This window comes from Ectothiorhodospira sp. PHS-1 (genome assembly GCF_000225005.1).
In the GTDB taxonomy this organism is placed as follows: Bacteria; Pseudomonadota; Gammaproteobacteria; order Ectothiorhodospirales; family Ectothiorhodospiraceae; genus Ectothiorhodospira.
In genome coordinates this window covers 13,580-37,642 of the sequence record NZ_AGBG01000026.1, presented here as the reverse complement: position 1 = coordinate 37,642, position 24,063 = coordinate 13,580, and the positions used below count along the sequence as shown (strand labels likewise).

Below are 24,063 nucleotides of genomic sequence, written 5' to 3'. Positions count from 1 at the left end.
GGTCTGGAATGACATCTGTCGGTGGCCGTGGCGCCGATTGCGGCGGCGCCACGGTCAGGTTCAGGCGGCCTTGGCAGCCGCTGCGGCCTTCTTCCACGGGGCCTGTAGCTTGTCCCAGCAGGGATTGTTCAGGGTCATGTCCATGTCCCGGGCGAAGATGGCAAAGCCGTCATAGCCGTGGTAGGGACCGGAATAATCCCAGGAGTGCATCTGCCGGAAGGGAATGCCCATCTTCTGGAAGATGTATTTCTCCTTGATCCCGGAACCCACCAGGTCGGGCCGTACCCGCTTGACGAACTCCTCCAGCTCATAGCCGGTGACGTCGTCATACAGCAGGGTGCCTTCACCCAGGTCCTTGATGGTGCGGTCGTAGTCGTCGTTGTGGGCGAACTCGTAACCGGCACCCACCACTTCCATGCCCAGGTCCTCGTAGGCGCCCACCACGTGACGGGGGCGCAGGCCACCCACATAGAGCATCACCTTCTTGCCTTCCAGGCGCGGACGGTACTTCTCGATGATGGTGTTCATCTCGGAGGTGTACTTGGCAATCACCCGCTCCGCCCCTTCCTGGATCTTCTCGTCGAACAGCGCGGCAATCTTGCGCAGGCTCTCGGCGATCTTGGTGGGGCCGAAGAAGTTGTATTCCATCCACGGAATGCCGTACTTCTCTTCCATGTGGCGGGCCAGGTAGTTCATGGAGCGATAGCAGTGCAGCAGGTTCACCTTGGCCTTGGGGGCCAGTTCCAGCTCGGAAATGGTGCCGTCGCCGGACCACTGGGCCACCACCCGCAGGCCCATTTCCTCCAGCAGGATGCGGGAGGCCCAGGCGTCGCCGCCGATGTTGTAGTCACCGGTCAGGGCCACGTCGTAGGGGGTGGATTCGAAGCTGGTGTCGTCATCGCGGTTGGGCAGTACCCAGTCGCGGATGGCATCGTTGGCGATGTGGTGACCCAGGGACTGGGACACGCCACGGAAGCCTTCGCAGCGCAGCGGCACCACCGGCTTGTCCAGTTCCTTGGCCCTCTTCTTGGAGACGGACTCGATGTCGTCACCGATCAGGCCCACCGGACACTCGGACTGGATGCTGATGCCCTTGTGCAGGGGAAACAGGGTCTGGATCTCGTCGATGAGCTTTTCCAACTTCTTGTCGCCGCTGAAGACGATGTCCTTCTCCTGGAAGTCCGAGGTGAAGTTCATGGTGCCGAAGGCGTTGATGCCGGTATGGCCGGTGTAGTAGTTGCGGCGACCGGCGCGGGAATACTGGCCGCAGCCGACGGGGCCGTGGGAAATATGGACCATGTCCTTGATGGGTCCCCAGACCACGCCCTTGGAACCGGCGTAGGCACAACCGCGGATGGTCATCACCCCGGGCACCGACTTACGGTTGGAGACGATGCACTTCTTGGCCTGTTCGACATTGGGGTCACTGACGGCCAGGTGCTTGGCACGGTCCTTCCGGGCCTTCTCCGGATAGACCTCGAGGACTTCCTGGATCAGGGCCTCGGCTTCTTCGCGTTTCATTGCGCACATTGCGATTTGCTCCTCTTGCGCCGCCACTTATCCGTGGACACGCGCCAGGTGGAATGCTCATGAACACGCCGCGTTGCGGCGCGCCTGCCAGCGGAAGGCCCCCCTCGGGGCACCTCCCTTCCGGCCCAGCCCCTTATGCGGTGGCTTCTTCTTCCGCGGTCTTGCCGACGATGCTCTCGTCTTCCGCGTCGAGGATGCCGAACTCCATCAACAGGTCTTCCAGTTCATCCATGGTGCAGGGGGTGGGGACCACGAACAGCTTGTTGTCGATGACCTTGCGGGCCAGGGCCCGGTATTCGTCGGCCTGCTTGGCCTTGGGGTCGTACTCGATCACGGTCATGCGGCGGATTTCGGCCCGCTGCACCACGTTGTCGCGGGGCACGAAGTGGATCATCTGGGTGCCCAGCTTTTCGGCCAGGGCGATGATCAGTTCGTCTTCGCGGTCGGTGTTGCGGCTGTTGCAGATCAGGCCGGCCAGACGGACGCTGCCGGAGCTGGCATACTTCACGATGCCCTTGGCGATGTTGTTGGCCGCGAACATGGCCATCATCTCGCCGGAGACCACGATGTAGATCTCCTGGGCCTTGTTTTCGCGGATGGGCATGGCGAAACCACCGCAGACCACGTCGCCGAGCACGTCGTAGAAGACGAAGTCCAGGTCTTCTTCATAGGCGCCTTCCTCTTCCAGGAAGTTGATGGCGGTGATGACGCCGCGACCGGCGCAACCCACGCCCGGCTCGGGACCGCCGGACTCGACGCACTTGATGCCGGCATAACCGGTCTTGAGCACGTCTTCCAGTTCCAGGTCTTCCACGCTGCCGGCATCGGCGGCCATCTGCATGATGGTTTCCTGGCCTTGGCGTGCAGGATCAGACGGGTGGAGTCGGCCTTGGGGTCGCAGCCGACGATCATGATCTTCTTGCCGGCCTCGGCCAGGGCCGCGACCAGGTTCTGGGTGGTGGTGGACTTGCCGATACCACCTTTACCGTAGATTGCACATTGACGAAGGGCCATGGCTTTGTTCTCCTCTGCCTGACTGTTGCGATTGGGTGTGCGTGCAACCTGTGTTCAGCAAACCCCGTGCCAAGCGCAAAATAAACTCATAAGCCACTGTTTAATAAATAAAAACACCATTGAGGCAGTCCGACATTGCACGTGAGATACACGACAAAGACCCCGGTTCTGTATGGATAACGACACCCCGCCGCCCCCTTCCCTGCCCGCCGAAGCCCGTCTGCCCATCAATCGCTGCAATCTGCCCGCGGTGATCCTGGGCAGTCTCACCTTTCAGGACCACCCTGCCCCGCTGGAACTGGACGGGGTGCGGGCACTGCATGGAGATTTGTGGCGTCACCTGGACAGACTGGATGGGCCGGCGGTCCGCATCCATGACTTCATGGCCTACATGCGCGGTCATTTCTGCCTGGATGATCCGGCAGCCTGCGGGCTGGCGGAGGGGGAAGAAGGTGGTCGGGCGCGGGCAGACTACCTGCGCACCCTCCGGGGCTGGTGGTTCAACCCGGACGGCCGGGAGGCGGCGGTCCTCAAGGGCTGGGTGGAATCCCGTTTCGGGTTGATCACCCGCTTTCATCGGGAACCCCTGCCGGATGCGGAGTCACTGGCCTATGGGCGGTTCATGCAGGAACGGGCAGGCGGGGTCTACAACACCAACGCCCTGGAATCACAGCTGGACCTGCTGTACTCCTATACCCAGTACGAGCTGCGGCGGCGGGCACCCGAGCGCACCCATCTCACCCTGTATCGCGGCGTGAATCGACTGGCGGACCACGAGGTACTGGCCCGTCTGCCCGGCGGCGAGGCCCTGATGCTATTGAATAATGTGAATGCCTTCAGCGCGGTGCGGGAACGGGCGGACGAATTCGGGGATTACATCCTGACGGTGAAGGTGCCGACGGCCAAGGTCTGCTGCTTCCAGGACCTGTTGCCGGGGGTGTTGCAGGGCGAGGGAGAGCACCTGGTGATCGGCGGGGTGTATCGGGTGAAGGTGAGCCTGATGTAGCGCCCCTCAGGGCTTTTGTGTCGGCCTGCGGTACCAGAACCAGGTGAGGCGGCGGGAGCGCAGGGCAAAGGGCACCAGCAGCACCGTTGCCGTCACCAGAAAATGCTGCCAGGGAGAAAACCACTGGGCCTTGCGCCCTGAGGTCCGCACCGTCGGTTCCGGCAGCACGTGAAACCGCTGCCCGTGGCGACGCCCCCAGCGCTTGAGGCGGCGGGACAGGAACACCTCCTCCCCCGCATAGACCTTTTCACTGAAGCCGCCCACGGCCTGGAAGGCCTCCCGGGTGCAGAAGACATAGCACCCGGCCACCAGCCCCAGTCTCAGGGACAGCCAGTTCCAGAACCGGCTCCCCAGACGATAGAACCCGTACTCCAGGTGGTCGAACTCCAGCCGGGCACCCCCGGCGCAGACCTCCCCCGAGGCCAGGGCGTCCAGGCTGGCCCGCAGCAGCGCCCGGGACGGCCAGGTATCGGCATCCACGAAGATCAGCCAATGCCCCCGCGCCACTTTGGCCCCCGCATTGCGGGCGCGGGCGATACGACGCACCGGCTCATGCACCACGACGGCACCCGCCGCCCGGGCGATGTCGGGGGTGTCATCGTCGGAATCGTTGTCGACGACGATGATTTCATACGACTCCGGCAGGCCGTCACAGGCCTGCCGGAGGTTGTCCAGGGTGCGCCCCAGCAGCTCGGCCTCGTTCCAGGCGGGAATGATGAGGGAGACCTGGGGGGCGGCCTTCGGCATCAGCCCACCCAGACCCGGGCATTTCTGAACATCCGCAACCACGGGCCGTCCTCGGCCCAGTCACGGGGATGCCAGGAATACTGCACGGTGCGGAACACCCGCTCCGGGTGGGGCATCATGATGGTCACCCGGCCATCCTCCGTGGTCAGCCCGGTGATGCCCAGGGGCGAACCGTTGGGGTTGGCCGGATAGCGCCGGGCCGGCTCGCCCCGATTGTCCACATAGCGCAGGGACACCAGCCCCGAGTCCATCACCCCTTCGGCCGAGTCGCCGCCGAAGTCCGCCCTGCCCTCGCCGTGGGCCACGGCGATAGGCAACCGGGAGCCTTCCATGCCCCTGAGCAGCACCGAGGGGCTGGGCATCACTTCCACCAGGGACAGGCGGGCCTCGAACTGCTCCGAGCGGTTGCGCTCGAAACGGGGCCAGTGTCCGGCACCGGGAATCAGGTCCTTGAGCTGGGACAGCATCTGGCAGCCGTTGCACACCCCCAGGGAGAAGGTGTCCGACCGGTGGAAGAAGGTCTGGAAGGCCTCCCGCAGGCGGGGGTTGAACAGGATGGAACGGGCCCAGCCGCCACCGGCGCCCAGCACGTCGCCGTAAGAGAAACCGCCGCAGGCCACCAGGCCGCGGAAGTCCGCCAGATCCACCCGACCCTCGATGAGGTCGGTCATGTGCACGTCCACGGCGGCAAAGCCGGACAGGTGGAAGGCCGCGGCCATCTCCACCTGACCGTTCACCCCCTGCTCCCGCAGGATCGCCACCCGGGGACGGGTGCCGGTCTGGATGAACGGCAGGGCCGGGTCCTCGGACGGATCAAAGCCCAGCACCGAGGACAGGCCGGGGTCGCCGTCGTCGGCCAGCGCCTCGAAGGCTTCCCGGGCGCAGTCGGGATCATCCCGCAGGGCCTGCATGCGGTAACTGGTTTCGGCCCAGCACTGGTACAGCTCGCCGCGGGGGGCCTGGAACAGGGTGTCGTGGCCCCGACGCAGGACGATGGCCTGGTCGTCGTTGAGGGTGCCGATGACGTGGCTGTGATGGCCCAGACCGGCGCCATGGAGTACCGCCAGCACATCTTCCACGGCGTCATGATGCACCTGCACCACCGCCCCCAGTTCCTCGCAGAACAGGGCCGCGTGGTCGTCCTCGCCCAGGTCATCCAGATGGACGGTGACGCCGGTGCGGCCGGCAAAGGCCATCTCGCACAGGGTAGCCAGCAGCCCGCCGTCGGAGCGGTCGTGATAGGCCAGCAGGTAGCCCTCCCGATTGAGTTCCTGAATCGCGGCGAAGAAGCGCTTGAGCATGTCCGGATCATCCAGATCCGGGGCATGATGCCCCACCTGGCCGAACACCTGGGCCAGGGCGGAACCGGCCAGACGGCGCTGGCCCTTGCCCAGGTCGATGAGGATCAGGTCGGTATCGCCCTGGTCGGTGACCAGCGCCGGCGTGAGGGTGTTGCGCACGTCGCTCACCGGGGCAAAGGCGGAGATGATCAGGGACAGGGGCGCGGTCATCACCCGCGCCTCGCCGTCCTGTTGCCAGACCGTGCGCATGGACAGGGAGTCCTTGCCCACCGGAATGGCAATGCCCAGGCGGGGGCACAGTTCCTCTCCCACGGCCCTGACGGTGTCGAACAGGGCCGCGTCCTCCCCCGGATGACCCGCCGCGGCCATCCAGTTGGCGGAGAGACGGATCAGGGACAGGTCATCCACCGCCGCCGCGGCCATGTTGGTGATGGCCTCGCCGATGGCCATGCGGCCGGAAGCGGCGGGATGCACCAGGGCGATGGGGGTGCGTTCCCCCATGGCCATGGCTTCGCCGGTGTAAGACCAGTAATCGCTGGCGGTGACCGCCACGTCCGCCACCGGCACCTGCCAGGGGCCGACCATCTGATCCCGGGTCACGAGCCCGGTCACGGTGCGGTCGCCAATGGTGATGAGGAAGGACTTGGAGGCCACGGCGGGCAGACGCAGTACCCGGCGCACGGCCTCGCCCAGATCCATGACCGAGGTATCCACCTCCGGTTTCTGGAAACTGCGATGATGCACGTCCCGAAGCATCTTCGGGGGCTTGCCCAGCAGCACTTCCATGGGCAGGTCCACGGGGTGATTGGCGAACAGGGCATCGCCCACCAATAGACGCTGTTCGGCGGTGGCCGTGCCCACCACGGCAAAGGGCGCCCGCTCCCGTTCGCACAGGGCGGTGAAGGCCTCCAGGCGGCGGGCGTCGATGGCCAGGACGTAACGTTCCTGGGCCTCGTTGCACCAGATCTCCATGGGGGACAGGCCCGGCTCGTCGGAGGGCACGGTGCGCAGTTCGATGCTGCCGCCGCGGCCGGCATCGTTGAGGATCTCGGGGATGGCATTGGACAGGCCACCGGCCCCCACGTCATGGATGGAGAGGATGGGGTTATCCGCGCCCAGGGCGGTACAGCGGTCGATGACCTCCTGGCAGCGGCGCTCGATCTCCGGATTGCCCCGCTGCACGGAGGCGAAATCCAGTTCCAGGGCGCTCTCGCCACTGGCCATGGAGGAGGCGGCGCCGCCGCCCAGGCCGATGAGCATGGCCGGGCCGCCCAGCACCACCACGGGGGTGCCTTCCGGCAGGGCCAGCTTCTCCACGTGCTCGGCGCGAATGCTGCCGACGCCGCCGGCGATCATGATGGGCTTGTGATAGCCCTTGAGTTCCGGTTCTCCCGCGCCGGGCACCAGGGCCTCGTAGGTGCGGAAATAACCCGCCAGGGCGGGACGGCCGAATTCATTGTTGAAGGCGGCGGCGCCGATGGGGCCGTCCAGCATGATCTGGCGAGCGGATTCGATGCGCTCGGGCTTGCCGAAGTCCTGTTCCCAGGGCTGCTCGAAACCGGGGATGCGCAGGTTGGACACCGAGAACCCGGTGAGTCCCGCCTTGGGCTTGGACCCCCGGCCGGTAGCGCCCTCGTCGCGGATCTCGCCGCCGGAACCGGTGGCGGCACCGGGGAACGGGGAGATGGCGGTGGGGTGGTTGTGGGTCTCCACCTTCATGATGATGGGCAGGTCCAGCGGTTGATCCCGGTATTCACCGCTCACAGGGTCCGGGGTCAGGCGTCGGGCCTTGTGGCCCTGGATCACCGAAGCGTTGTCCCGGTAGGCGGAGAGGATGCCTTCCGGGGCATGGGCATGGGTGTTGCGGATCATGGCAAACAGGGTTTTTTCCTGGGGCTTGCCGTCGATCACCCAGTCCGCGTTGAAGATCTTGTGGCGGCAGTGCTCCGAATTGGCCTGGGCAAACATCATCAGTTCCACGTCGGAGGGATCCCGGCCCAGGGCCTCGTAGGCATCGGCCAGGTAGTCGATCTCGTCCTGGGTCAGTGCCAGGCCCAGTTCCCCGTTCACCCGGGCCAGGACGCCATGGGGGTCGTCCCCCAGGGGGATCGTCCGCAGCGGTGCCGGCGCCGCGTTGGAGAACAGGGTCACCGCCTCGTCCCGTTCATGGAGGACGGTTTCTGTCATGCGGTCGTGCAGCAGGGGCAGGATGCGTGCCAGGGCCTCGGCGTCCAGGGGGGTGTCGCTGTCGATCCACCAGGCGGTGCCCCGCTCGATGCGTCTGACCACGCCGTCCAGGCCGCAGTTGCGGGCGATATCGGTGGCCTTGCTGGACCAGGGGGAGATGGTGCCGATACGGGGGACCACCAGGATCAATCGGCCATGCCCTTCATCGGCGGTGCCGCCGCCGTAGGTCAGCAGCTGTTCCAGCACCTGGCGATCACGGGCACTCGGTTCCCGCTCCGTCTGCACGAAGTGCTCGAAACGGGCGCTGACGGCGGTAATGGACGGCACCGCTTGGCGCAGGGCCTCCAACAGGCGTTGACGGCGGAAGGTGGAGAGGGAAGGACTACCCGGCAGACACAGCATCGATGACCCCGAACTTACGGTGCGTAAAAGGGGCAATGATACTGCAAAGCGGCAAGGGACGGGGACGGAGTTGCGCCGACTTGCCGCCCTTGGCGCGGGCTTCGTATACTCCGGGCCATTTGCAAAATTCCTACCATAATACACAACCACTTCTGACAGGACGTGCCGACCATGACCATCCAGTCCTTCCACCCCCCCGTTCGCACCCTGATGGGTCCCGGCCCCTCCGATATCAACCCCCGGGTGCTGGCCGCCATGAGCCGCCCCATCATCGGCCACCTGGACCCTGCCTTCGTCGGCATGATGGATCAGATGAAGGGCCTGCTGCAGTATGCCTTCCAGACGCAGAATGCCCTCACCCTGCCCGTCTCCGCCCCCGGTTCCGCCGGCATGGAAACCTGCTTCGTCAACCTGGTGGAACCCGGCGATACCGTGGTGGTGTGCATCAACGGCGTGTTCGGCATGCGCATGAAGGAGAACGTGGAACGCTGCGGCGGCACCCCGGTGGTGGTGGAATGTGAGTGGGGTCGTCCGGTGGACCCCCAGCAGCTGGAAGACACCCTCACGGCCCACCCCGAAGCCCGTCTGGTGGCCTTTGTCCACGCCGAGACCTCCACCGGGGCCTGCTCCGATGTGAAGACCCTCACCCAGGTGGCCCATGCCCATGACTGTCTGGTGATCGTGGACACCGTCACCGGCCTGGGCGGCTGTGAACTGCGGGTGGACGACTGGGGCGTGGACGCCATCTACTCCGGTACCCAGAAGTGTCTGTCCTGCACCCCGGGCCTGGCACCGGTGAGTTTCAGCGAGGCCGCGGTGACCCGCATCAAGGGGCGCAAGCATCCGGTGCAGAGCTGGTTCATGGACCTGAACCTGGTCATGGGCTACTGGGGTCCCAATGCCAAGCGGGCCTATCACCACACCGCCCCCATCAATGCCCTCTATGCCCTCCACGAGGCCCTGGTGCTGCTGCGGGAAGAAGGTCTGGAGAATGCCTGGGCACGGCACCGGCATCATCACGAGGCCCTGAAGGCGGGCCTGGAGGCCATGGGTCTGAACCTGCTGGTGGACGCGGCCCACCGCCTGCCCCAACTCAATGCGGTGAAGGTGCCCGACGGCGTGGACGAAGCCCGGGTGCGCGGTCTGCTGCTGGAGCGCTACGGCCTGGAAATCGGCGCCGGACTGGGGCCGCTGGCGGGCAAGATCTGGCGCATCGGCCTGATGGGCTTTGGCTGCAACCGCAAGAACGTGCAACTCTGCCTGCATGCCCTGGAAGCGGTGCTGCTGGAAATGAACGCCCCCATCGAGCGCGGCCACGCCATGCCTGCCGCATCGCGGGTATACGCCGGCTAAGCGGAGAGAAAGGTACCCGCCATCAATGCCCGGGCCTGGGTGGCGACGGCGTCCGCCACCCGGCCATCCAGGGCACTTCGCCACGGGTGAGGAATGGAGGCCTCACCGTACAGGGCACCGGCGATCATCCCGGCGATGGCCCCGGTGGTGTCCGCATCTCCGCCCCGGTTGACCACGTCCACCAGGCAGTCTTCCAGGTTGTCCGTGTCGAACAGGGCCTGGAACACCGCCCGCAGGGTGTGGACGATGAATCCACTGGGATTCTCCTCCCGTTTGCCCCGAAAGCGGAACTCCGGATGGGCCGTCACCAGCGCCTCCACCGGCCCCTGGATCAGATCCGCGGGGCCGTGGCCCTGGACGGCCATCCGCACCATGGTGGCCACACAGGCTGTCCCCGCGTCGGACAGAGAGTGATGGTGGGTGATCCGCCCCTGCAGGCGGCAAGCGGCAAGGAGCGTATCGAGGGGCTGGTCCAGGGTCGCCAGCACCACGGGCAGGACCCGCATGCAGGCACCATTGCCCGCGTCATTGTCGTTGAGCGGCGTCTCGATCTCACCGGTGCGCCGATACCGGATGATGCCGCGACGCACGGTATGGCCGATATCCACCGGACGATCCCGCATCCACTGACTGAAGGCCTCGGCCATGGCCACCCCGTCCAGGGCGCCGGATGCCAGGATCGCCCGACCCAGGGCCAGGCTCATGGTGGTGTCGTCGGTGACGGCGCCGGCCTTGAGGTTCAGCCAGCCGCCGCCGATGATGCGCCGATGCACCCCATGAACGGCCTGTATCTCCCGAGGCGTCATGAACTCCACCGTGGCCCCCAGGGCATCCCCCACGGCCAGCCCCAGATAGGCCCCCAGTCCCCATTGCAGTGGTGCTTTCGACAATCAGACCTCCGGCCCGAAACACACCGCATGGTCCTGACAGACCTCACAGGACGGTGACCGGCAGATCAGGATGTCTTCGGCCAGGCAGAGCTGGCGGTAGAGGAATTTCTTCCATTTCATGTCCTGGGCATTGAGTGCCACCAGCCCCGGGAAATTGTCCCGCATCAGCCGGGTGAGCTGATCACGACTGCGAAGCCCCAGATCCTGCCAGAGATGATCCAGCCCCATGCAGGCGGCGGCCACGATGGCGGCCAGCCAGACCTCGGAGGGATCCCGTCCCCGGCGATGGGACAGCAGCAACTGCTGGAGATCCCGCCGTTCGTCCAGGCGCTGCACCTCCACCGGCTCCAGGGCAGGCGGATTGAGGGTCAGCCCCGGAAAGTGACGACCGAGCATCTGCCGGTAGTCACTGCCGGACAGCCCCAGATGCGCCGGCAGGACGCCGCGACCGCCGATCCAGGCGGACAACAGACACGCCAGCAGATCATCGTTGGGCAGCCCCCCGGCATGGGCAAGCAGTCGGTCGTGGAGGCTGTCCATCCTGCCCTCGCCGGCCTCGGCAACCTCATCACAACCACCGACCCGGGGCGGATGGCCGGCGCGGTGCCGGCCATGGGGGCTTTTTTTCCAATGCACGGTACCCGCCGGCACCGGCGTGACGGCGTGTGAGGCTGCCATGTTCGACGCTGACAGATTCAGTGGCATGGGTATTTCCTCATGTTGCCTGTCATCGACCGCCTGGGGTTTGCAGGCTGCGTCACGCGCACTGCGTCGCCTCTTCCGCGGCCATGTCCAGGCGCCCGGCGGCCATCATCTCTCGGTACACGGCCATCACCGCATCCTCGATGGGGGCCATGGCGTGCTCGCCGTTGGGCATGATCCCGGCCGCCTCAAGTACCGACCAGGGTTCAATGCCGATACGGGCACAGAGCAGCACCTCGCAGTCCTCCAGGGCCCGCACCGTGCTGGCCAGCACCTGGGCCCGGTCATTGCAGGCCTCCGGTCCGGCGCAGTACAGATCCGCCCGCCGGTGCCCCTCGAACCGAACCCCTTCCGGCGTGGCCTTGTAAATCAAAAACTCCCGGGCATAGCCGAAATGCTGATTGACCAAGCCGCCGCCCTTGGTGGCCACCGCCATCAGCACCGGGCGGGCGGGCGGTTGTGCGGCGGATCCGGCCGAAGGTATTGAAGTCACAGTGCCTCCCTGGCGCTTGCGCGCCGCCATGCGTTCCCTGATCGTCGCCTGGACCTGATCCCGGCGTTCACGGACCGCGTCGTAGTCCGGCAGATCCTGATCAATGCGCGCCAGGCTAAATGCCTCGCCCCGATCCTCGCCCAGCATGCCCACTGCGTCGGCACGGCACTGGCGGCAATGGCGCATCATGTTCATATCGCCCTCGCACGCATCCCGCAGGGCGGACAGTTCCGCCTCGGTGGGCCCACGCTGACCGTTGAGACCGAAATAGGTGCCGTGGGCCGGGTCGGAGATCAGGGGCATGACGTTGTGCAGGAAGGCGCCCTTCTCCTTGACCCTGCGGGAGACATCCTTGAGATGGTGATCGTTGATACCCGGAATCATCACCGAGTTGACCTTCACCAGAACGCCCCGCTCCACCAGCATTTCCAGGCCTTTCTGCTGCTGGCTGATCAGAATCCGCGCCCCTTCCCGGCCGAACACCCGGCGACGCTCCCACAGCACCCAGGGATGGATGCGGGCGCCGATCTCCGGGTCGATGCTGTTGATGGTGATGGTGACATGATCCACGCCCAGCGCGACCAGTTCATCCACATGCTGGGGCAGTGCCAGGCCGTTGGTGGACAGGCAAAGCTTGATGCCGGGGTCCTGCTCCCGGATGCCCCGGAAGGTGGCAAAGGTGCGGGTTGGGTTGGCCAGGGCGTCACCGGGTCCGGCGATGCCCACCACGGTCATCTCGGGGATGGAAGCCGCGACGGTCAGGGCCTTGTGGATGGCCTGAGCCGGCTTGAGGACCTCGGACACCACGCCGGGACGGGACTCGTTGGAGCAGTCGTACTTGCGGTTGCAGTAATGACATTGGATGTTGCAGGCCGGAGCCACCGCCAGATGCATGCGGGCAAAGTGGTGATGAGCCTCTTCCGAGTAGCAGGGGTGATCCTGGATCTTGGCCTGGATGTGGGCGGGCAGTCCGGGTTTCCGACCGTGGCTGTCGCCGCAACCGGAACTGGGCTTGGTGCTGGCGCACCCGCCCTGGACGGTGACGGGGATTTGAATGATTCTGTCGGGCTTTGGGTCCATCACAATCCTCCCAGGGTGCCCGCCGCAGCGGGATTGACTTGGTTTTCCTGGAGGGATGCAAGACCTGTGCCCGGCCTTTAATGGGTGGTATTTATCTGTTTTTAATGGATAAAAAAAAGATCACCCAGGGAGAATGTGGGGCTTGCCACAGGGAAATGTCGGGAAAGTCACAGCCACCGGCTAAACGAAGCCGTAGCGGGGAATGACCGCCTCCGGGCGCAGGTCGAACTGCGCGTCATACCCCACCTGAACCAGATACAGGCCGTCCGGCGGTGCCGTCACCCCGCCCTGGCTGCGATCCCGGGCTTCCCGCAGTTCCGCCAACCAGTCACTGGGCCGCTCGCCTCGACCCACGCACATGAGGGCGCCGGCGATATTGCGTACCATGTGATGCAAAAAGGCATTGGCCCGAATGTCCAGATAGATGAAATCCCCATCGCGGGTCACCGACACCGACTGCACCTCCCGGATGGGATGACGGGCCTGACAACCCAGGGCACGGAAACTGCTGAAATCATGTTCGCCCAGCAGATGCTGGGCCGCCTCGTGCATGGGCTCCGCCGCCAGGGGACGGTGATACCAGGTCACCCGCCCACGCAGGACGGCGGGACGGGCCAAACGGTTCAGGAAGACATAGCGATAACGGCGCCAGCGAGCGGAGAACCGGGCATGGAAATCCGGTGCCACGGGCCTGACCCACTGCAGACTGATCTCCGGCGTGAGATTGCTGTTGCCGCCCAGCAACCAGGCATGGGGCGGACGGTCGGCGGTGGTATCGAAATGCACGATCTGACAGGTGGCATGCACCCCGGCATCGGTACGGCCGGCACAGGTCACCTGCACGGGATGATCCGCCACCTTGGCCAGCGCCCGTTCCACCAGGGGCTGGATGGTGCGGCCATCTTTTTGCTGCTGCCAGCCCCGGAATCCGGAGCCGTCGTATTCAAGTCCGATCGCCAGTCGACGGGGGGTGTCGTTCATTGGATTCGTGGGGCATGAATGGGAGGCGGGATGATACCAGTTCCCGGCATCAGTGCAGGGCGGCCAGCAGCAGCGGTAGCAGGATCAGGCACAGCAACAGCCACTGACCCGGTCCCGGTGGCGGCACGGGATCCAGGCGAATGGGCTCCAGCGGCGCCTTCTCCGCTTGCTCCAGCACCTGCCGAAACAGACCGGTGGCCCGCTGCCCCAGCCCCTGAAGCCGCGCCTTGGGGCCTTGCGGCGTGGTATCCGGACGACCGGCGGCGGCCAGTATCCGGACTTGGGGCAGTGCCTCCAGGGTCAGCACCAGCCGCACGGCGAAACGTTCCCGGGGCAAGCCCAGCGGCGCCAGGGGACGGGTGAGCCACAACAGCCCCTTGACCAGGGATTCCCGCGAGGTGACATGCAGTAACCAGACCACGGCGGCCACCGCCAGTACCAGCACCAGGGTCCGCTGCAGGCCCATCACCAGACCTTCCCGCCCCGGAGACCAGGCCCCCATCCATTCCAGCAACGGCGTACCGGGGGTGAACCAGCCAAAGATCAGGATGATGGAAAGAAAGAACCACTTGAGGCGGCGGGACATCGCCAGGAACCGCCCCACGCCCTCGGCGCCGGTGGCCGCCAGCGCGACGGCGGCCAGTAGACCGCCCACCGCCAGCACGGCCCAGCCGGCCTGGGCGACGCACAGGATGAACAGGACGACACCCAGAATCTTCAGGGCCGGGTGCATCCGCTCAGACACTCAACATCACGCCGGAGCAGGGTCAACGGATCTGATCCAGCAGTTCCCGAGCCTCCTGCTGCTGCAGGGCATCACCTTCCGCCAGGACTTCTTCCAGGGTGGCGCGGGCACCTTCCGCGTCGCCCATGTCGATGTAGGCGCGGGCCAGGTCCAGCTTGGTGCTGACTTCATCGCCGAGGCCGAAGGCATCTTCCAGACTCTGGGTGTCGTCCTCCAGATTTCTCAGATCATCTTCGGTAAAGGAGTCCTCCAACAGACGTACCGTATCGTCCGCATCGTCCTTCCTGGAGGACTCGGACACCTTGAGGGTGGCGTCTTCATCCGCCCAGTCCAGATCCTTGAGATCGATTTCCAGCGTTGCCTCGTCCCCGGGGGACGGCGGTTCCGCCGGCCGATCAGACGTCGAGACGGATTGACGTTCAGGCCGGTCAATATTGACCGTATCATCCTCCTGATCCACCGACGCCTGGCGTGGTTTGGCGGACTCCGACTCCAGTTCGTCAATGTCGAAATCCAGGTCCCCCAGATTGAACTGGAGGGTGTCCTCCTCCTCATCCCGAACCCTCCCGGCATCCCGGGTTGGCTCGGCCGGCGTCGCAATATCGGAGCCAGCATCCTGCAAGCGGGTCGGCGCTTCTTCTTCATTCCCTGGCTGCAGTGCCGTCGGTGCTTCCTCATCGATACCGGAAGCATCGGAACGATCCGTCGCCAGGGCATCCAGGTCATCACGAATATCAAAATCCACGTCACCGAGAGAAACGTCCAGATCCTGCATACTCAGGAGATCGCTGTCGTCCCTACCCGCCGAAGACACTGGGGAAGATGCCTTGCCCATGCCCTGGTAGAGGCTGTTACCCGGACTCAGCTCCTGCCCCATGGTCACCAGTCGATCCCACAGGGCGGAGGCACGGTCTCCCTTGAGTTCGAACATTCGTGCCGCCATCTCGTCGAAGGCACTCTGGTTGCCGGTGGCAAAGTAGGTTTCCGCCAGCTTGAACTGGTAATCGGGACGCTCGGGTTCGCGGGCCAGGGCCTCCTTGAGTAGATCCTCGGCCTGCTGGTAGAGGCCGTAGGCCAGGTAGACATCAGCTTCGGCGATGGTGTCGTCGTTGATCACTTCATCCCAGCTGCCCGCCTCGGAAGACGTACCGTCCGCGGCGGACACGGGGACCTGGGGCAACTGGGTCTCCACGGTATCCATCATGGCAGTGGAAGTGAGATCAATCTGATCAGTTTCGCCATCCGTCATGGTCCCGGACGAAGCGGGTCTGGTCGCCGTCGCGGCCAGACCGGCACCCGCCGCCGCGGCCCCGGTGGTCAGGGTGGCGGTACCGGTACCGACCGCGGAAGCCGGCGTCTCCTGCTCACGGAACGAACGCACCGGCGGGGCGGTCGCCTCCCCGGCCTCATCGGACTGACCACGCAGACGCCGCAGGGTCAGCAGGATCAGGGCAAGGATGAGAAGGATACCGAAGCCCCCGCCGATCAGCAGGGACGGGCTGCGCAACAGCTCGGCCAGGAAGCCGGTCGCCTGGGGCTGAGGTGCCGGTGCGGTGACGGAAGGCTGGGGAGCGGCAGGCGCAGCCGGGGCCGGGGCCGGGGCCGGGGCCGGGGCCTCCGGTGGGACCTCAGGCACCGCGGGCGGCAGGAGTTCGGGGATCATCGGTGCCGAGGGCGGCACCGGCGCGGGCATGGCATCCATGTCCTCGCCCTGGGCAAGGGCCAGTTGCCGTTGCAACTGTGCCAGTTGCTGATTGTTCAGTGCCAGCAGGCGACCCTGACGTTCCAGCAGGTCTTCCAGTTCGCGGATGCGGTCCCGCAGTTCGAGACTTTCCTGGCGCCGGGTTTCACTGGTCTCCCGCAGCAGGGTCAGTTCCTGTTCCAGGCGTGCCGCCCGATCGGCCGTCCGGGCATCGGGTTCGGCCACAATCTCCAGGCGCCCCTCCTCCGCCGTCCTCGGCGCCGGATCCGGCAGTGCCACGGCGGGGGGCGCGGGCGGTGCATCCGGCGCGGCTGGAACCTGGGGCCTGGGCGGCTGTTCGGCGGCACGGGCCCGATACTCCCGCCACAGACGGTGCTGAGCGGCCACCTCGCGACGGGCCTCCGCCGCGCTCAGGGCCATGATCTCGTCACGTCCGGGCACCCGCAGCACGCTACCGCTGCGGACATTGTTGATGTTGTCGTCGGGGAACGCCTCGGGATTGGCGCGCAACAGGGCCATCATCATCTGTTCGACCGAGATACCGGCATCCGGACGCAGTCGCGTGCCCAGGTCCCACATGGTGTCCCCTCCCCTGACCCGGTAGGTGGACGGGGGGGGAGTCGCGGCATCCGGGCGGGGCGTACCAGGTGGCGGCGGACGGCGGTCGACCGGAGCGGGAGCGGTCACGGCGGGGGCCGGCGGCTGTGCCCGTTCGAACATGGTGGGCGGATCCAGGAGCACGGTGTACTCACGGACCAGTCGACCACCGGGCCAGCTGGCTTCAATCAGGAAATTCAGGAAGGGTTCGCGGATGGGGTTACGGGAGGTGACCCGAATCACATGACGTCCATCCGACGTGGTGACCGGCTCGAACTGAAGATCGGAGAGCAGGTGGGCGCGATCAATGCCCAGACGCTGAAACAGGGCATCGGGGGCCAGCCTGACCACCAGGTCTTCCATCTCCCCGGGGCGCACGGACAAGAGGTGGATCTCCGCCCGCAGGGGCTGATTCAGTGCCGAACGGGTATCGATCTCCCCCAAGCCAAGGGCCACGGACGCCCCCGGCGCCATGAGTGCCCACAAGGCGGTTCCCAAAGCCAGTCTGCGCACGGCATGTCCCCTTTCTGAAACGGTCCGGCCAAGTCCCCTGCCGATGTGACGCGCCCTGCATCCGGACCGGCGGAACTGCATTGCCGGTCAGGTGCAGGGACAGGTCAGGACCTATGCTTAAAGAAAATCTTTTATCAAAACTTCCGCGATTTGAATACTGTTCAAGGCCGCGCCCTTGCGGACATTGTCCGCCACCACCCACAGGTTCAGGCCGCGGGGATGGGAGATGTCTTCCCGGATGCGCCCGACAAACACCGGATCCTGGGAAGCACTTTCCGTAACCGCCGTGGGATAACCGCCGTCACGGCGTTCGTCCATGACCACCACGCCGGGCGCCCTGGACAGCAGGTCACGGGCCTGTTCGGCGGTGAGCTTGTCGCGGGTCTCGATGTGCACCGCCTCGGAATGACCGTAGAACACGGGTACGCGCACCGCAGTGGGGTTCACCTGGATCCGGTCGTCTTCCATGATCTTGCGGGTCTCCCAGACCATCTTCATTTCTTCCTTGGTGTAGCCATTCTCCATGAAGACGTCGATGTGCGGCAGTACGTTGAAGGCGATCTGCTTGGGATAGACCTTGCATTCCACCGGCTTGCCGTTGAGCAACTGGGCGGTCTGGGTAGCCAGTTCCTCGATGGCCTCCTTGCCGGTGCCGGACACGGCCTGGTAGGTGGCCACGTTGATGCGCTCGATGCCGGCGGCATCGTGCAGGGGCTTGAGGGCCACCAGCATCTGGATGGTGGAGCAGTTGGGGTTGGCAATGATGCCGCGGTTCTTGTACCCGGCCACCGCGTGGGGGTTGACCTCCGGTACCACCAGCGGAATGTCATCGTCATAACGGAACTGGGAGGTATTGTCGATCACCACACAACCGGCGGCCGCGGCCTTGGGCGCATACTCCTTGGAGACGGAGGCACCGGGTGAAAACAGGCCGATCTGCACCTTGGAGAAATCGAAGGTGGCCAGGTCTTCCACCACCAGTTGCTTGTTACCGAAGGCCACCCGGCTGCCGGCGGAGCGGCTGCTGGCCACGGCATGGACATTGCCTACCGGGAACTTGCGTTCCGCCAGGATGGACAACATGGTCTCGCCCACGGCGCCGGTGGCGCCGACCACGGCCACATCATAGGTTTTGCTCATCGTTCAATAATTCCTTGGATTCGGTATCTGTCGTTCGAACTGCGTTGTGTATCAGTCTAACAGGTACGCCGGTATCCGCACGAAAATCCCGGATACCGGCCATCGTCTGCCTTGCCCGTCAGTCCGCCAGCTCGGCCACCACGGCCTCGCCCATCTCCCGGGTTCCCACCTTGCGGCAGCCTTCGGTCCAGATGTCGGCGGTGCGCAGCCCCTGATCCAGCACACGGCCTACCGCGGCTTCCACGCGGGCGGCCTGGGCCTCTTCGTTCAGGGTGTAGCGCAGCATCATGGCCACCGACAGCAAGGTGGCCAGCGGATTGGCCACGCCCTGGCCGGCGATGTCCGGGGCGGAGCCGTGAATGGGTTCGTACATACCCTTGCCCCCGGCATCCAGGGAGGCGGAAGGCAACATACCGATGGAACCGGTGAGCATGGCGGCGGCATCGGAGAGGATATCGCCGAACATGTTTTCCGTCACGATCACGTCGAACTGCTTGGGTGCCCGCACCAGCTGCATGGCCGCATTGTCCACGTACATGTGGGACAGGGCCACCTCCGGGTACTCCTTGGCCACCCGCTCGGCCACCTCGCGCCAGAGCTGGGAGACTTCCAGCACATTGGCCTTGTCCACCGAACACAGGCGGCGATCACGTTTCATGGCGATCTCGAAACCACTGCGTACGATGCGTTCGATTTCCGGCTCGGAATAGATGATGGTGTTGAAGCCTTCCCGCACCCCGTCCTCGCGGGCCTGGATGCCGCGGGGCTTGCCGAAGTAGGCACCGCCGGTCAGCTCGCGCAGGATCATGATGTCCAGGCCGCCGACGATCTCCGGCTTCAGGGCCGAGGCGGATGCCAGCTGCGGATAGAGGATGGCCGGGCGCAGGTTGGAGAACAGGGCCAGCTCGGAGCGGATGGCCAGCAGCCCCCGTTCGGGGCGCAGTTCCCAGGCCAGCTGGTCATAGCGGGGGCCGCCCACGGCACCCAGCAGGATCGCATCGGCAGCCCGGGCCAGGGCCAGGGTCTCGTCGGGCAGTGGCTTGCCGGCGGCATCATAGCCTGCGCCACCGATGGGGGCCTCTTCCAGTTCCACGGCCAGGCCGAAACGGTCCTTGAGCGCGTTGAGAAGACGAGTGGCCTCGGCAACGATTTCCGGGCCGATGCCGTCACCGGGCAGGATGAGAATGTTCTGGGTCATGAATGTCGATTCTCCGCGATGAGTGGAATTGGAGAGAGGGGCTTTGCATGGGGCTCTCTTCTCCCCCTTGGGGGAGAAGGGCCGGGGATGAGGGGAAAGGCTCAGAACAGCCAGGGCGCCTCGGTCCGACGACGGGCCTCGTAGGCCCGGATATCCTCCCCGTGCTGCAAGGTCAGGCCGATGTCATCCAGACCATTGAGCAGGCAGTGGCGGCGGAAGGGGTCCACCTGGAACGGGAAGGATGCCCCGGATGGCGTCACCACGGTCTGGGCCTGAAGGTCCACGGTCAGCCTGTAGCCCGGCGAGGCCTCGGCCTCGCGGAACAGTTGATCGACAATGGCCTCGTCCAGAATCAGGGGCAGCAGGCCGTTCTTGAAGCTGTTGTTGAAGAAGATGTCCGCAAAGCTCGGCGCGATGACCACGCGAAAACCGTAGTTGGTCAGGGCCCATACCGCGTGTTCGCGAGAGGAACCGCAACCGAAGTTCTTGCGCGCCAGCAGGATCCGCGCCCCCTCGTAGCGAGGCTGGTTGAGTACGAAGTCGGGGTTCACCCGACGCCGGCTGTGGTCCATGCCCGGCTCACCCGGGTCCAGGTAGCGCCAGTCATCGAACAGGTTGGGGCCGAAACCGGTGCGTTTCACGGACTTGAGGTACTGCTTGGGGATGATGGCGTCCGTATCCACGTTGGAGCGGTCCAGCGGACAGACCAGGGCGTTGAGTGTCTCGAATTTTTCCATCACTGCGGTACCTTTTGTCAGTTGAGCTCACGCACGTCCACGAATCGGCCCGTCACCGCCGCCGCCGCGGCCATGGCCGGACTCACCAGATGGGTGCGGCCACCCAAGCCCTGACGACTCTCGAAATTGCGGTTGGAGGTGGAGGCGCAACGCTCGCCGGGCTCAAGCCGGTCCGCATTCATGGCCAGGCACATGGAACAGCCCGGTTCGCGCCATTCGAACCCGGCATCCAGGAAGATGCGATCCAGCCCCTCCTGTTCCGCCTGCTGCTTCACCAACCCGGAACCTGGCACCACCAGGGCCAGCTTCACGTTCCCGGCCACGCGACGTCCCTTGACCACCTCGGCGGCGGCGCGGATATCCTCCAGGCGGGCATTGGTACAGGAACCGATGAAAATCTTGTCCACGGTGATGTCGGACACCGGCATGCCGGCGGTCAGGCCCATGTATTCCAGGGCCCGGCGCATGCCGTTGGCCTTCACCTCGTCGGCCACCGCGTCCGGGTTGGGGACCTTGCCGGAGACCGGCAACACCATTTCGGGAGAGGTGCCCCAGGTCACCTGAGGTTCGATACCGGCGGCGTCGATATGCACCACCCGGTCGAACCGGGCATCGGGATCGGAATGGAGTTCGCGCCAGGCCGCCACCGCCTGGTGCCAGTAGGCCCCCTTGGGTGCAAAGGGACGACCCTTGACGTAATCAATGGTGGTGTCGTCCACCGCCACCATGCCGGCACGGGCACCGGCCTCGATGGCCATGTTGCAGACGGTCATGCGTCCTTCCATGGACAGGGCGCGGATAGCGTCTCCCCCGAACTCGATGGCATAGCCGGTACCACCGGCGGTGCCGATCTCGCCGATGATGGCCAGCACGATGTCCTTGGCGGTGACACCAGGACCCACCTGCCCGTCCACGGAGATGAGCATGCTCTTCATTTTCTTCTGCAACAGGCACTGGGTGGCCAGCACATGCTCCACCTCGGAGGTGCCGATGCCCATGGCCAGGGCACCGAAGGCGCCGTGGGTGGAGGTGTGGGAATCGCCACAGACCACGGTCATGCCCGGCAGGGTGGCCCCCTGCTCCGGTCCAATCACATGGACGATACCCTGGCGGATGTCCCCCATGGGGAAAAAGGTGAGCCCGAAATGCCGCACGTTCTGCTGCAGGGTCTCCACCTGGGTGCGGGAGACCGGATCGGCGATGCCCTGATCCCGATCACGGGTGGGTACGTTGTGGTCGGGGACCGCCACCACGGAGTGGCTGCGCCAGGGCTTGCGGCCGGCCAGTCGCAGGCCCTCGAAGGCCTGGGGCGAGGTCACCTCGTGGACCAGATGCCGGTCGATATACAGGAGCGCGGTGCCGTCCTCTTCGGTACGGACCACGTGGGCATCCCAGAGCTTGTCGTAAAGGGTCTTTGCAGTCATCACGCTTACCTCGGTGTACGCTGGGAATGAGGATAGGCCGATCTGTTTGATAACACAAATTCATGTTATTCATGAATGAGATTCCCATAAAGAATGCACATCCCGATCATGAGGCCCTTCATCCCCGGCCCTTCTCCCAGGCGGGGAGAAGGATCAAGATCAGTCTCAGCCACTCTGCCATGATGATTCTCCATGCTGATCGATAACCTGAAAGCCTTCACCGCCGTTGCCACCGCCGGCTCCTTTTCCCGGGCCGCGGAAATGCTGCACCTGACCCAACCGGCGGTGAGCAAGCGGGTGGCCGCCCTGGAGGAAGAACTGGGACGCCGGCTGTTCGACCGCATCGGCCGCCAGGTCAGCCTGACCGAGGCGGGTCGCGTATTGCTGCCCCAGGCCCGGCGCATCCTGCTGGACCTGGAAGAGACCCGTCGGCTCCTGGACAGTCTGTCGGACCGGGTGGAAGGCCCCCTGGTGCTGGCCACCTCCCATCACATCGGCCTGCGGCGTCTGCCGCCGGTGCTCAAGGCCTTCGCCCGGCAATATCCCGCCGTGGAGCTGGACATCCGCTTCATGGATTCCGAGGATGCCTGCCGGTTTGCGGAACAGGGGCTGGTGGATCTGGCGGTGGTGACGCTGCCGGAGAGGCCCTCTCCCCTGCTGGGCTGCCGGGTGATCTGGGATGACCCGCTGGTGCCCATGGCCGCGCCGGATCATGATCTGACCCGGGGGGATGTCACCCCGCAACGGCTCAATGCCCATGCCGCCATCCTGCCGCCGGCGGGCACCTTCACCCGAGGTCTGGTGGAACGGGCCTTCCTGCCCCTGGGCATTGCCCCCGCCCGGATTCTTGAGACCAATTATCTGGAGACCATTCAGATGATGGTCGGGATCGGGCTGGGCTGGGGCGTATTGCCCCTGTCCATGGGGGAATCCCTGCAACGGCTGGCGCTGGAGGGGCTGACCATGGAGCGGTCACTGGGCTGGGTCATCCACCGGGAACGCACCCGTTCCAATGCCGCCACCGCCCTGATCCGGCTGCTGGAGGCTCAGCGGGCGATGCCGTAGGGATACGAGGTTCCACCCCTTCGCGCACCGTAGCTGCGCGGGCGGCACATAGGGCCTCGATTAATAATTGCTTCGGGAAGATGGGGCACGCCCCCAGGCGGCCTTCCAGGCCCGGCTGCCGGCCATGGCGGCCAGCCAGCCCAGACCCGCCATCACCGAGGCCATCACATAGACCCAGGCCGGCCCCAGGCCATCCCAGACATAGCCGCTGATCAGGGCACCGATGGCCCCGCCCATGCCGAAGCTCAGGGAGGAATACAAGGCCTGCCCCCGGCCCTGCTGGCGCCCCACGAAGAACTGGTGCACCAGAGAGATGGCGGCCGCGTGGTAGAGCCCGTAACTGGCCGCGTGCATGAGCTGCACCAGGATGATGATGGGCAGGCTGTCCACGAACAGCGGCAGCAGGGCCCAGCGCACCATGGTGACGAACATGGCCACCGCCAGCAACGGCCAGGCACCGAAACGGGGCAGCCACCGGTGCATCATGAGGAACACGCCCACCTCCGCCAGCACCCCCAGGGCCCAGAGATAACCGGCCATGGTCCGGGTGTAGCCGTGGAGTTCCAGATACAGGGTGAAGAAGGCGTAATAGGGGCCATGACTGGCCTGCATCAGGAAACAGGCCACCAGCAGCAGGATCACCGCCGGACTGGACAGGGTGGACCAGATAGAGACGGGGGCAGACTCGTGCACCGGCGCCTGACCATCACGGACCTGCAGGGTGCTCAGCCACATGAAGCCCAGCAGCACCAGCACGATCCAGGGCAGGACAGCCACATCCACCCGTTCGAACACCGCCCCCAGGGAACCCACGGAGAGCACGAAACCGATGGACCCCCAGAGCCGGATGCGGCTGTAGGCATGGGTGCTCTTGCCCAGGTGATTCATGGTGGTGGCCTCGAACTGGGGCAAGGCCGCGTTCCAGAAGAAGCTGAACAAGGCCATCACCACGGCGATCCACCAGTAGCCGCTGTAGAACAGCAGCCCGGAAAAGCACAGCATGGCCAGGGCGGCGGCGATGCGGATGACCAGGGTGCGACGCCCCGTATGATCCGCCACCCAGCCCCAGACATTGGGGGCGATGATCTTGGTGGCCAGCACGATGGCCATCAGCTCACCGATCTGTCCGGCGGAGAACCCCTGCTCGTTCAGATACAGCCCCCAGTAGGGCATGAAGGCGCCGATACTGGCGAAATAGAAAAAATAGAAGCTGGAAAGTTTCCAGTAGGCGGCAGGCATGGGGTTTTACATGATGG

17 protein-coding genes and 1 pseudogene are annotated in these 24,063 nt (G+C 65.3%); 3 read left to right on the top strand and 15 right to left on the bottom strand.

Translation table 11 applies throughout. The features are described 5' to 3' along the window. Positions 1–60: 60 nt before the first annotated feature. Both nifD and nifH read right to left on the bottom strand, forming a co-directional pair. Entirely contained in the window at positions 61–1,530 is a 1,470-nt protein-coding gene (gene nifD / locus ECTPHS_RS10930) for a nitrogenase molybdenum-iron protein alpha chain (protein ID WP_040405821.1), read from the bottom strand. 133 nt (positions 1,531–1,663) lie between these two features. Continuing rightward, a pseudogene (gene nifH / locus ECTPHS_RS10925) lies at positions 1,664–2,544 on the bottom strand (nitrogenase iron protein). Between the two features lie 172 nt (positions 2,545–2,716). Here nifH and ECTPHS_RS10920 point away from each other — a divergent pair. Next, positions 2,717–3,550, top strand: coding sequence for an NAD(+)--dinitrogen-reductase ADP-D-ribosyltransferase (locus tag ECTPHS_RS10920; protein ID WP_008932807.1), 834 nt, complete (start codon positions 2,717–2,719; stop codon positions 3,548–3,550). Between the two features lie 6 nt (positions 3,551–3,556). On the opposite strand, the gene ECTPHS_RS10915 is transcribed toward ECTPHS_RS10920, so the two are convergent. Together ECTPHS_RS10915 and purL are read right to left on the bottom strand one after the other, a co-directional pair. Then, the gene (locus tag ECTPHS_RS10915; protein ID WP_008932806.1) at positions 3,557–4,297 is read right to left on the bottom strand and encodes a glycosyltransferase; all 741 of its coding nucleotides are present in this window, start codon (positions 4,295–4,297) and stop codon (positions 3,557–3,559) included. Continuing rightward, a complete protein-coding gene (gene purL, locus ECTPHS_RS10910; RefSeq protein ID WP_008932805.1) occupies positions 4,297–8,187 on the bottom strand; it encodes a phosphoribosylformylglycinamidine synthase in 3,891 nt (1,296 codons plus the stop codon). The genes ECTPHS_RS10915 and purL overlap by 1 nt, the downstream gene beginning before the upstream one ends. Before the next feature lie 171 nt (positions 8,188–8,358). Here purL and ECTPHS_RS10905 point away from each other — a divergent pair, with 171 nt between their 5' ends. Then, complete coding sequence (locus ECTPHS_RS10905) at positions 8,359–9,540, top strand: alanine--glyoxylate aminotransferase family protein (protein WP_008932804.1); 1,182 nt, start codon at positions 8,359–8,361, stop codon at positions 9,538–9,540. Here ECTPHS_RS10905 and draG read toward each other — a convergent pair. The 10 genes from draG to leuC form a co-directional block, all read right to left on the bottom strand. Continuing rightward, on the bottom strand, positions 9,537–10,430 hold the full coding sequence (draG, locus tag ECTPHS_RS10900) for an ADP-ribosyl-[dinitrogen reductase] hydrolase (RefSeq protein WP_008932803.1): 894 nt from the start codon (positions 10,428–10,430) through the stop codon (positions 9,537–9,539). The two genes, ECTPHS_RS10905 and draG, sit on opposite strands and share 4 nt — an antisense overlap. Further along, positions 10,431–11,135 carry a nitrogen fixation protein NifQ gene (locus ECTPHS_RS10895; RefSeq protein ID WP_008932802.1) on the bottom strand — a complete coding sequence of 235 codons (705 nt, stop codon included), beginning with the start codon at positions 11,133–11,135 and terminating at the stop codon, positions 10,431–10,433. A 52-nt stretch (positions 11,136–11,187) separates the two neighbouring features. Further along, the gene (gene nifB / locus ECTPHS_RS10890) at positions 11,188–12,705 is read right to left on the bottom strand and encodes a nitrogenase cofactor biosynthesis protein NifB (protein WP_008932801.1); all 1,518 of its coding nucleotides are present in this window, start codon (positions 12,703–12,705) and stop codon (positions 11,188–11,190) included. 180 nt (positions 12,706–12,885) lie between these two features. After that, entirely contained in the window at positions 12,886–13,686 is an 801-nt protein-coding gene (truA, locus tag ECTPHS_RS10885; protein WP_008932800.1) for a tRNA pseudouridine(38-40) synthase TruA, read from the bottom strand. 49 nt (positions 13,687–13,735) lie between these two features. After that, entirely contained in the window at positions 13,736–14,419 is a 684-nt protein-coding gene (locus ECTPHS_RS10880) for a CbiQ family ECF transporter T component (RefSeq protein ID WP_008932799.1), read from the bottom strand. A 34-nt stretch (positions 14,420–14,453) separates the two neighbouring features. Continuing rightward, complete coding sequence (locus ECTPHS_RS10875) at positions 14,454–17,243, bottom strand: FimV/HubP family polar landmark protein (RefSeq protein ID WP_246828359.1); 2,790 nt, start codon at positions 17,241–17,243, stop codon at positions 14,454–14,456. Between the two features lie 117 nt (positions 17,244–17,360). Then, positions 17,361–18,383 (bottom strand): aspartate-semialdehyde dehydrogenase, encoded by a 1,023-nt coding sequence (locus ECTPHS_RS10870; RefSeq protein WP_008932797.1) that lies wholly within the window; start codon positions 18,381–18,383, stop codon positions 17,361–17,363. Between the two features lie 118 nt (positions 18,384–18,501). Beyond that, entirely contained in the window at positions 18,502–19,581 is a 1,080-nt protein-coding gene (leuB, locus tag ECTPHS_RS10865; RefSeq protein ID WP_008932796.1) for a 3-isopropylmalate dehydrogenase, read from the bottom strand. A gap of 101 nt (positions 19,582–19,682) precedes the next feature. Beyond that, positions 19,683–20,318, bottom strand: coding sequence for a 3-isopropylmalate dehydratase small subunit (gene leuD, locus ECTPHS_RS10860; protein WP_008932795.1), 636 nt, complete (start codon positions 20,316–20,318; stop codon positions 19,683–19,685). A gap of 17 nt (positions 20,319–20,335) precedes the next feature. After that, the gene (gene leuC / locus ECTPHS_RS10855) at positions 20,336–21,742 is read right to left on the bottom strand and encodes a 3-isopropylmalate dehydratase large subunit (RefSeq protein ID WP_008932794.1); all 1,407 of its coding nucleotides are present in this window, start codon (positions 21,740–21,742) and stop codon (positions 20,336–20,338) included. A 192-nt stretch (positions 21,743–21,934) separates the two neighbouring features. Between leuC and ECTPHS_RS10850 the strand changes: the two genes are divergently transcribed. Beyond that, positions 21,935–22,807 carry a LysR family transcriptional regulator gene (locus tag ECTPHS_RS10850; RefSeq protein ID WP_008932793.1) on the top strand — a complete coding sequence of 291 codons (873 nt, stop codon included), beginning with the start codon at positions 21,935–21,937 and terminating at the stop codon, positions 22,805–22,807. 60 nt (positions 22,808–22,867) lie between these two features. On the opposite strand, the gene ECTPHS_RS10845 is transcribed toward ECTPHS_RS10850, so the two are convergent. Then, positions 22,868–24,046 (bottom strand): MFS transporter, encoded by a 1,179-nt coding sequence (locus tag ECTPHS_RS10845; RefSeq protein WP_008932792.1) that lies wholly within the window; start codon positions 24,044–24,046, stop codon positions 22,868–22,870. Positions 24,047–24,063: the final 17 nt, after the last annotated feature.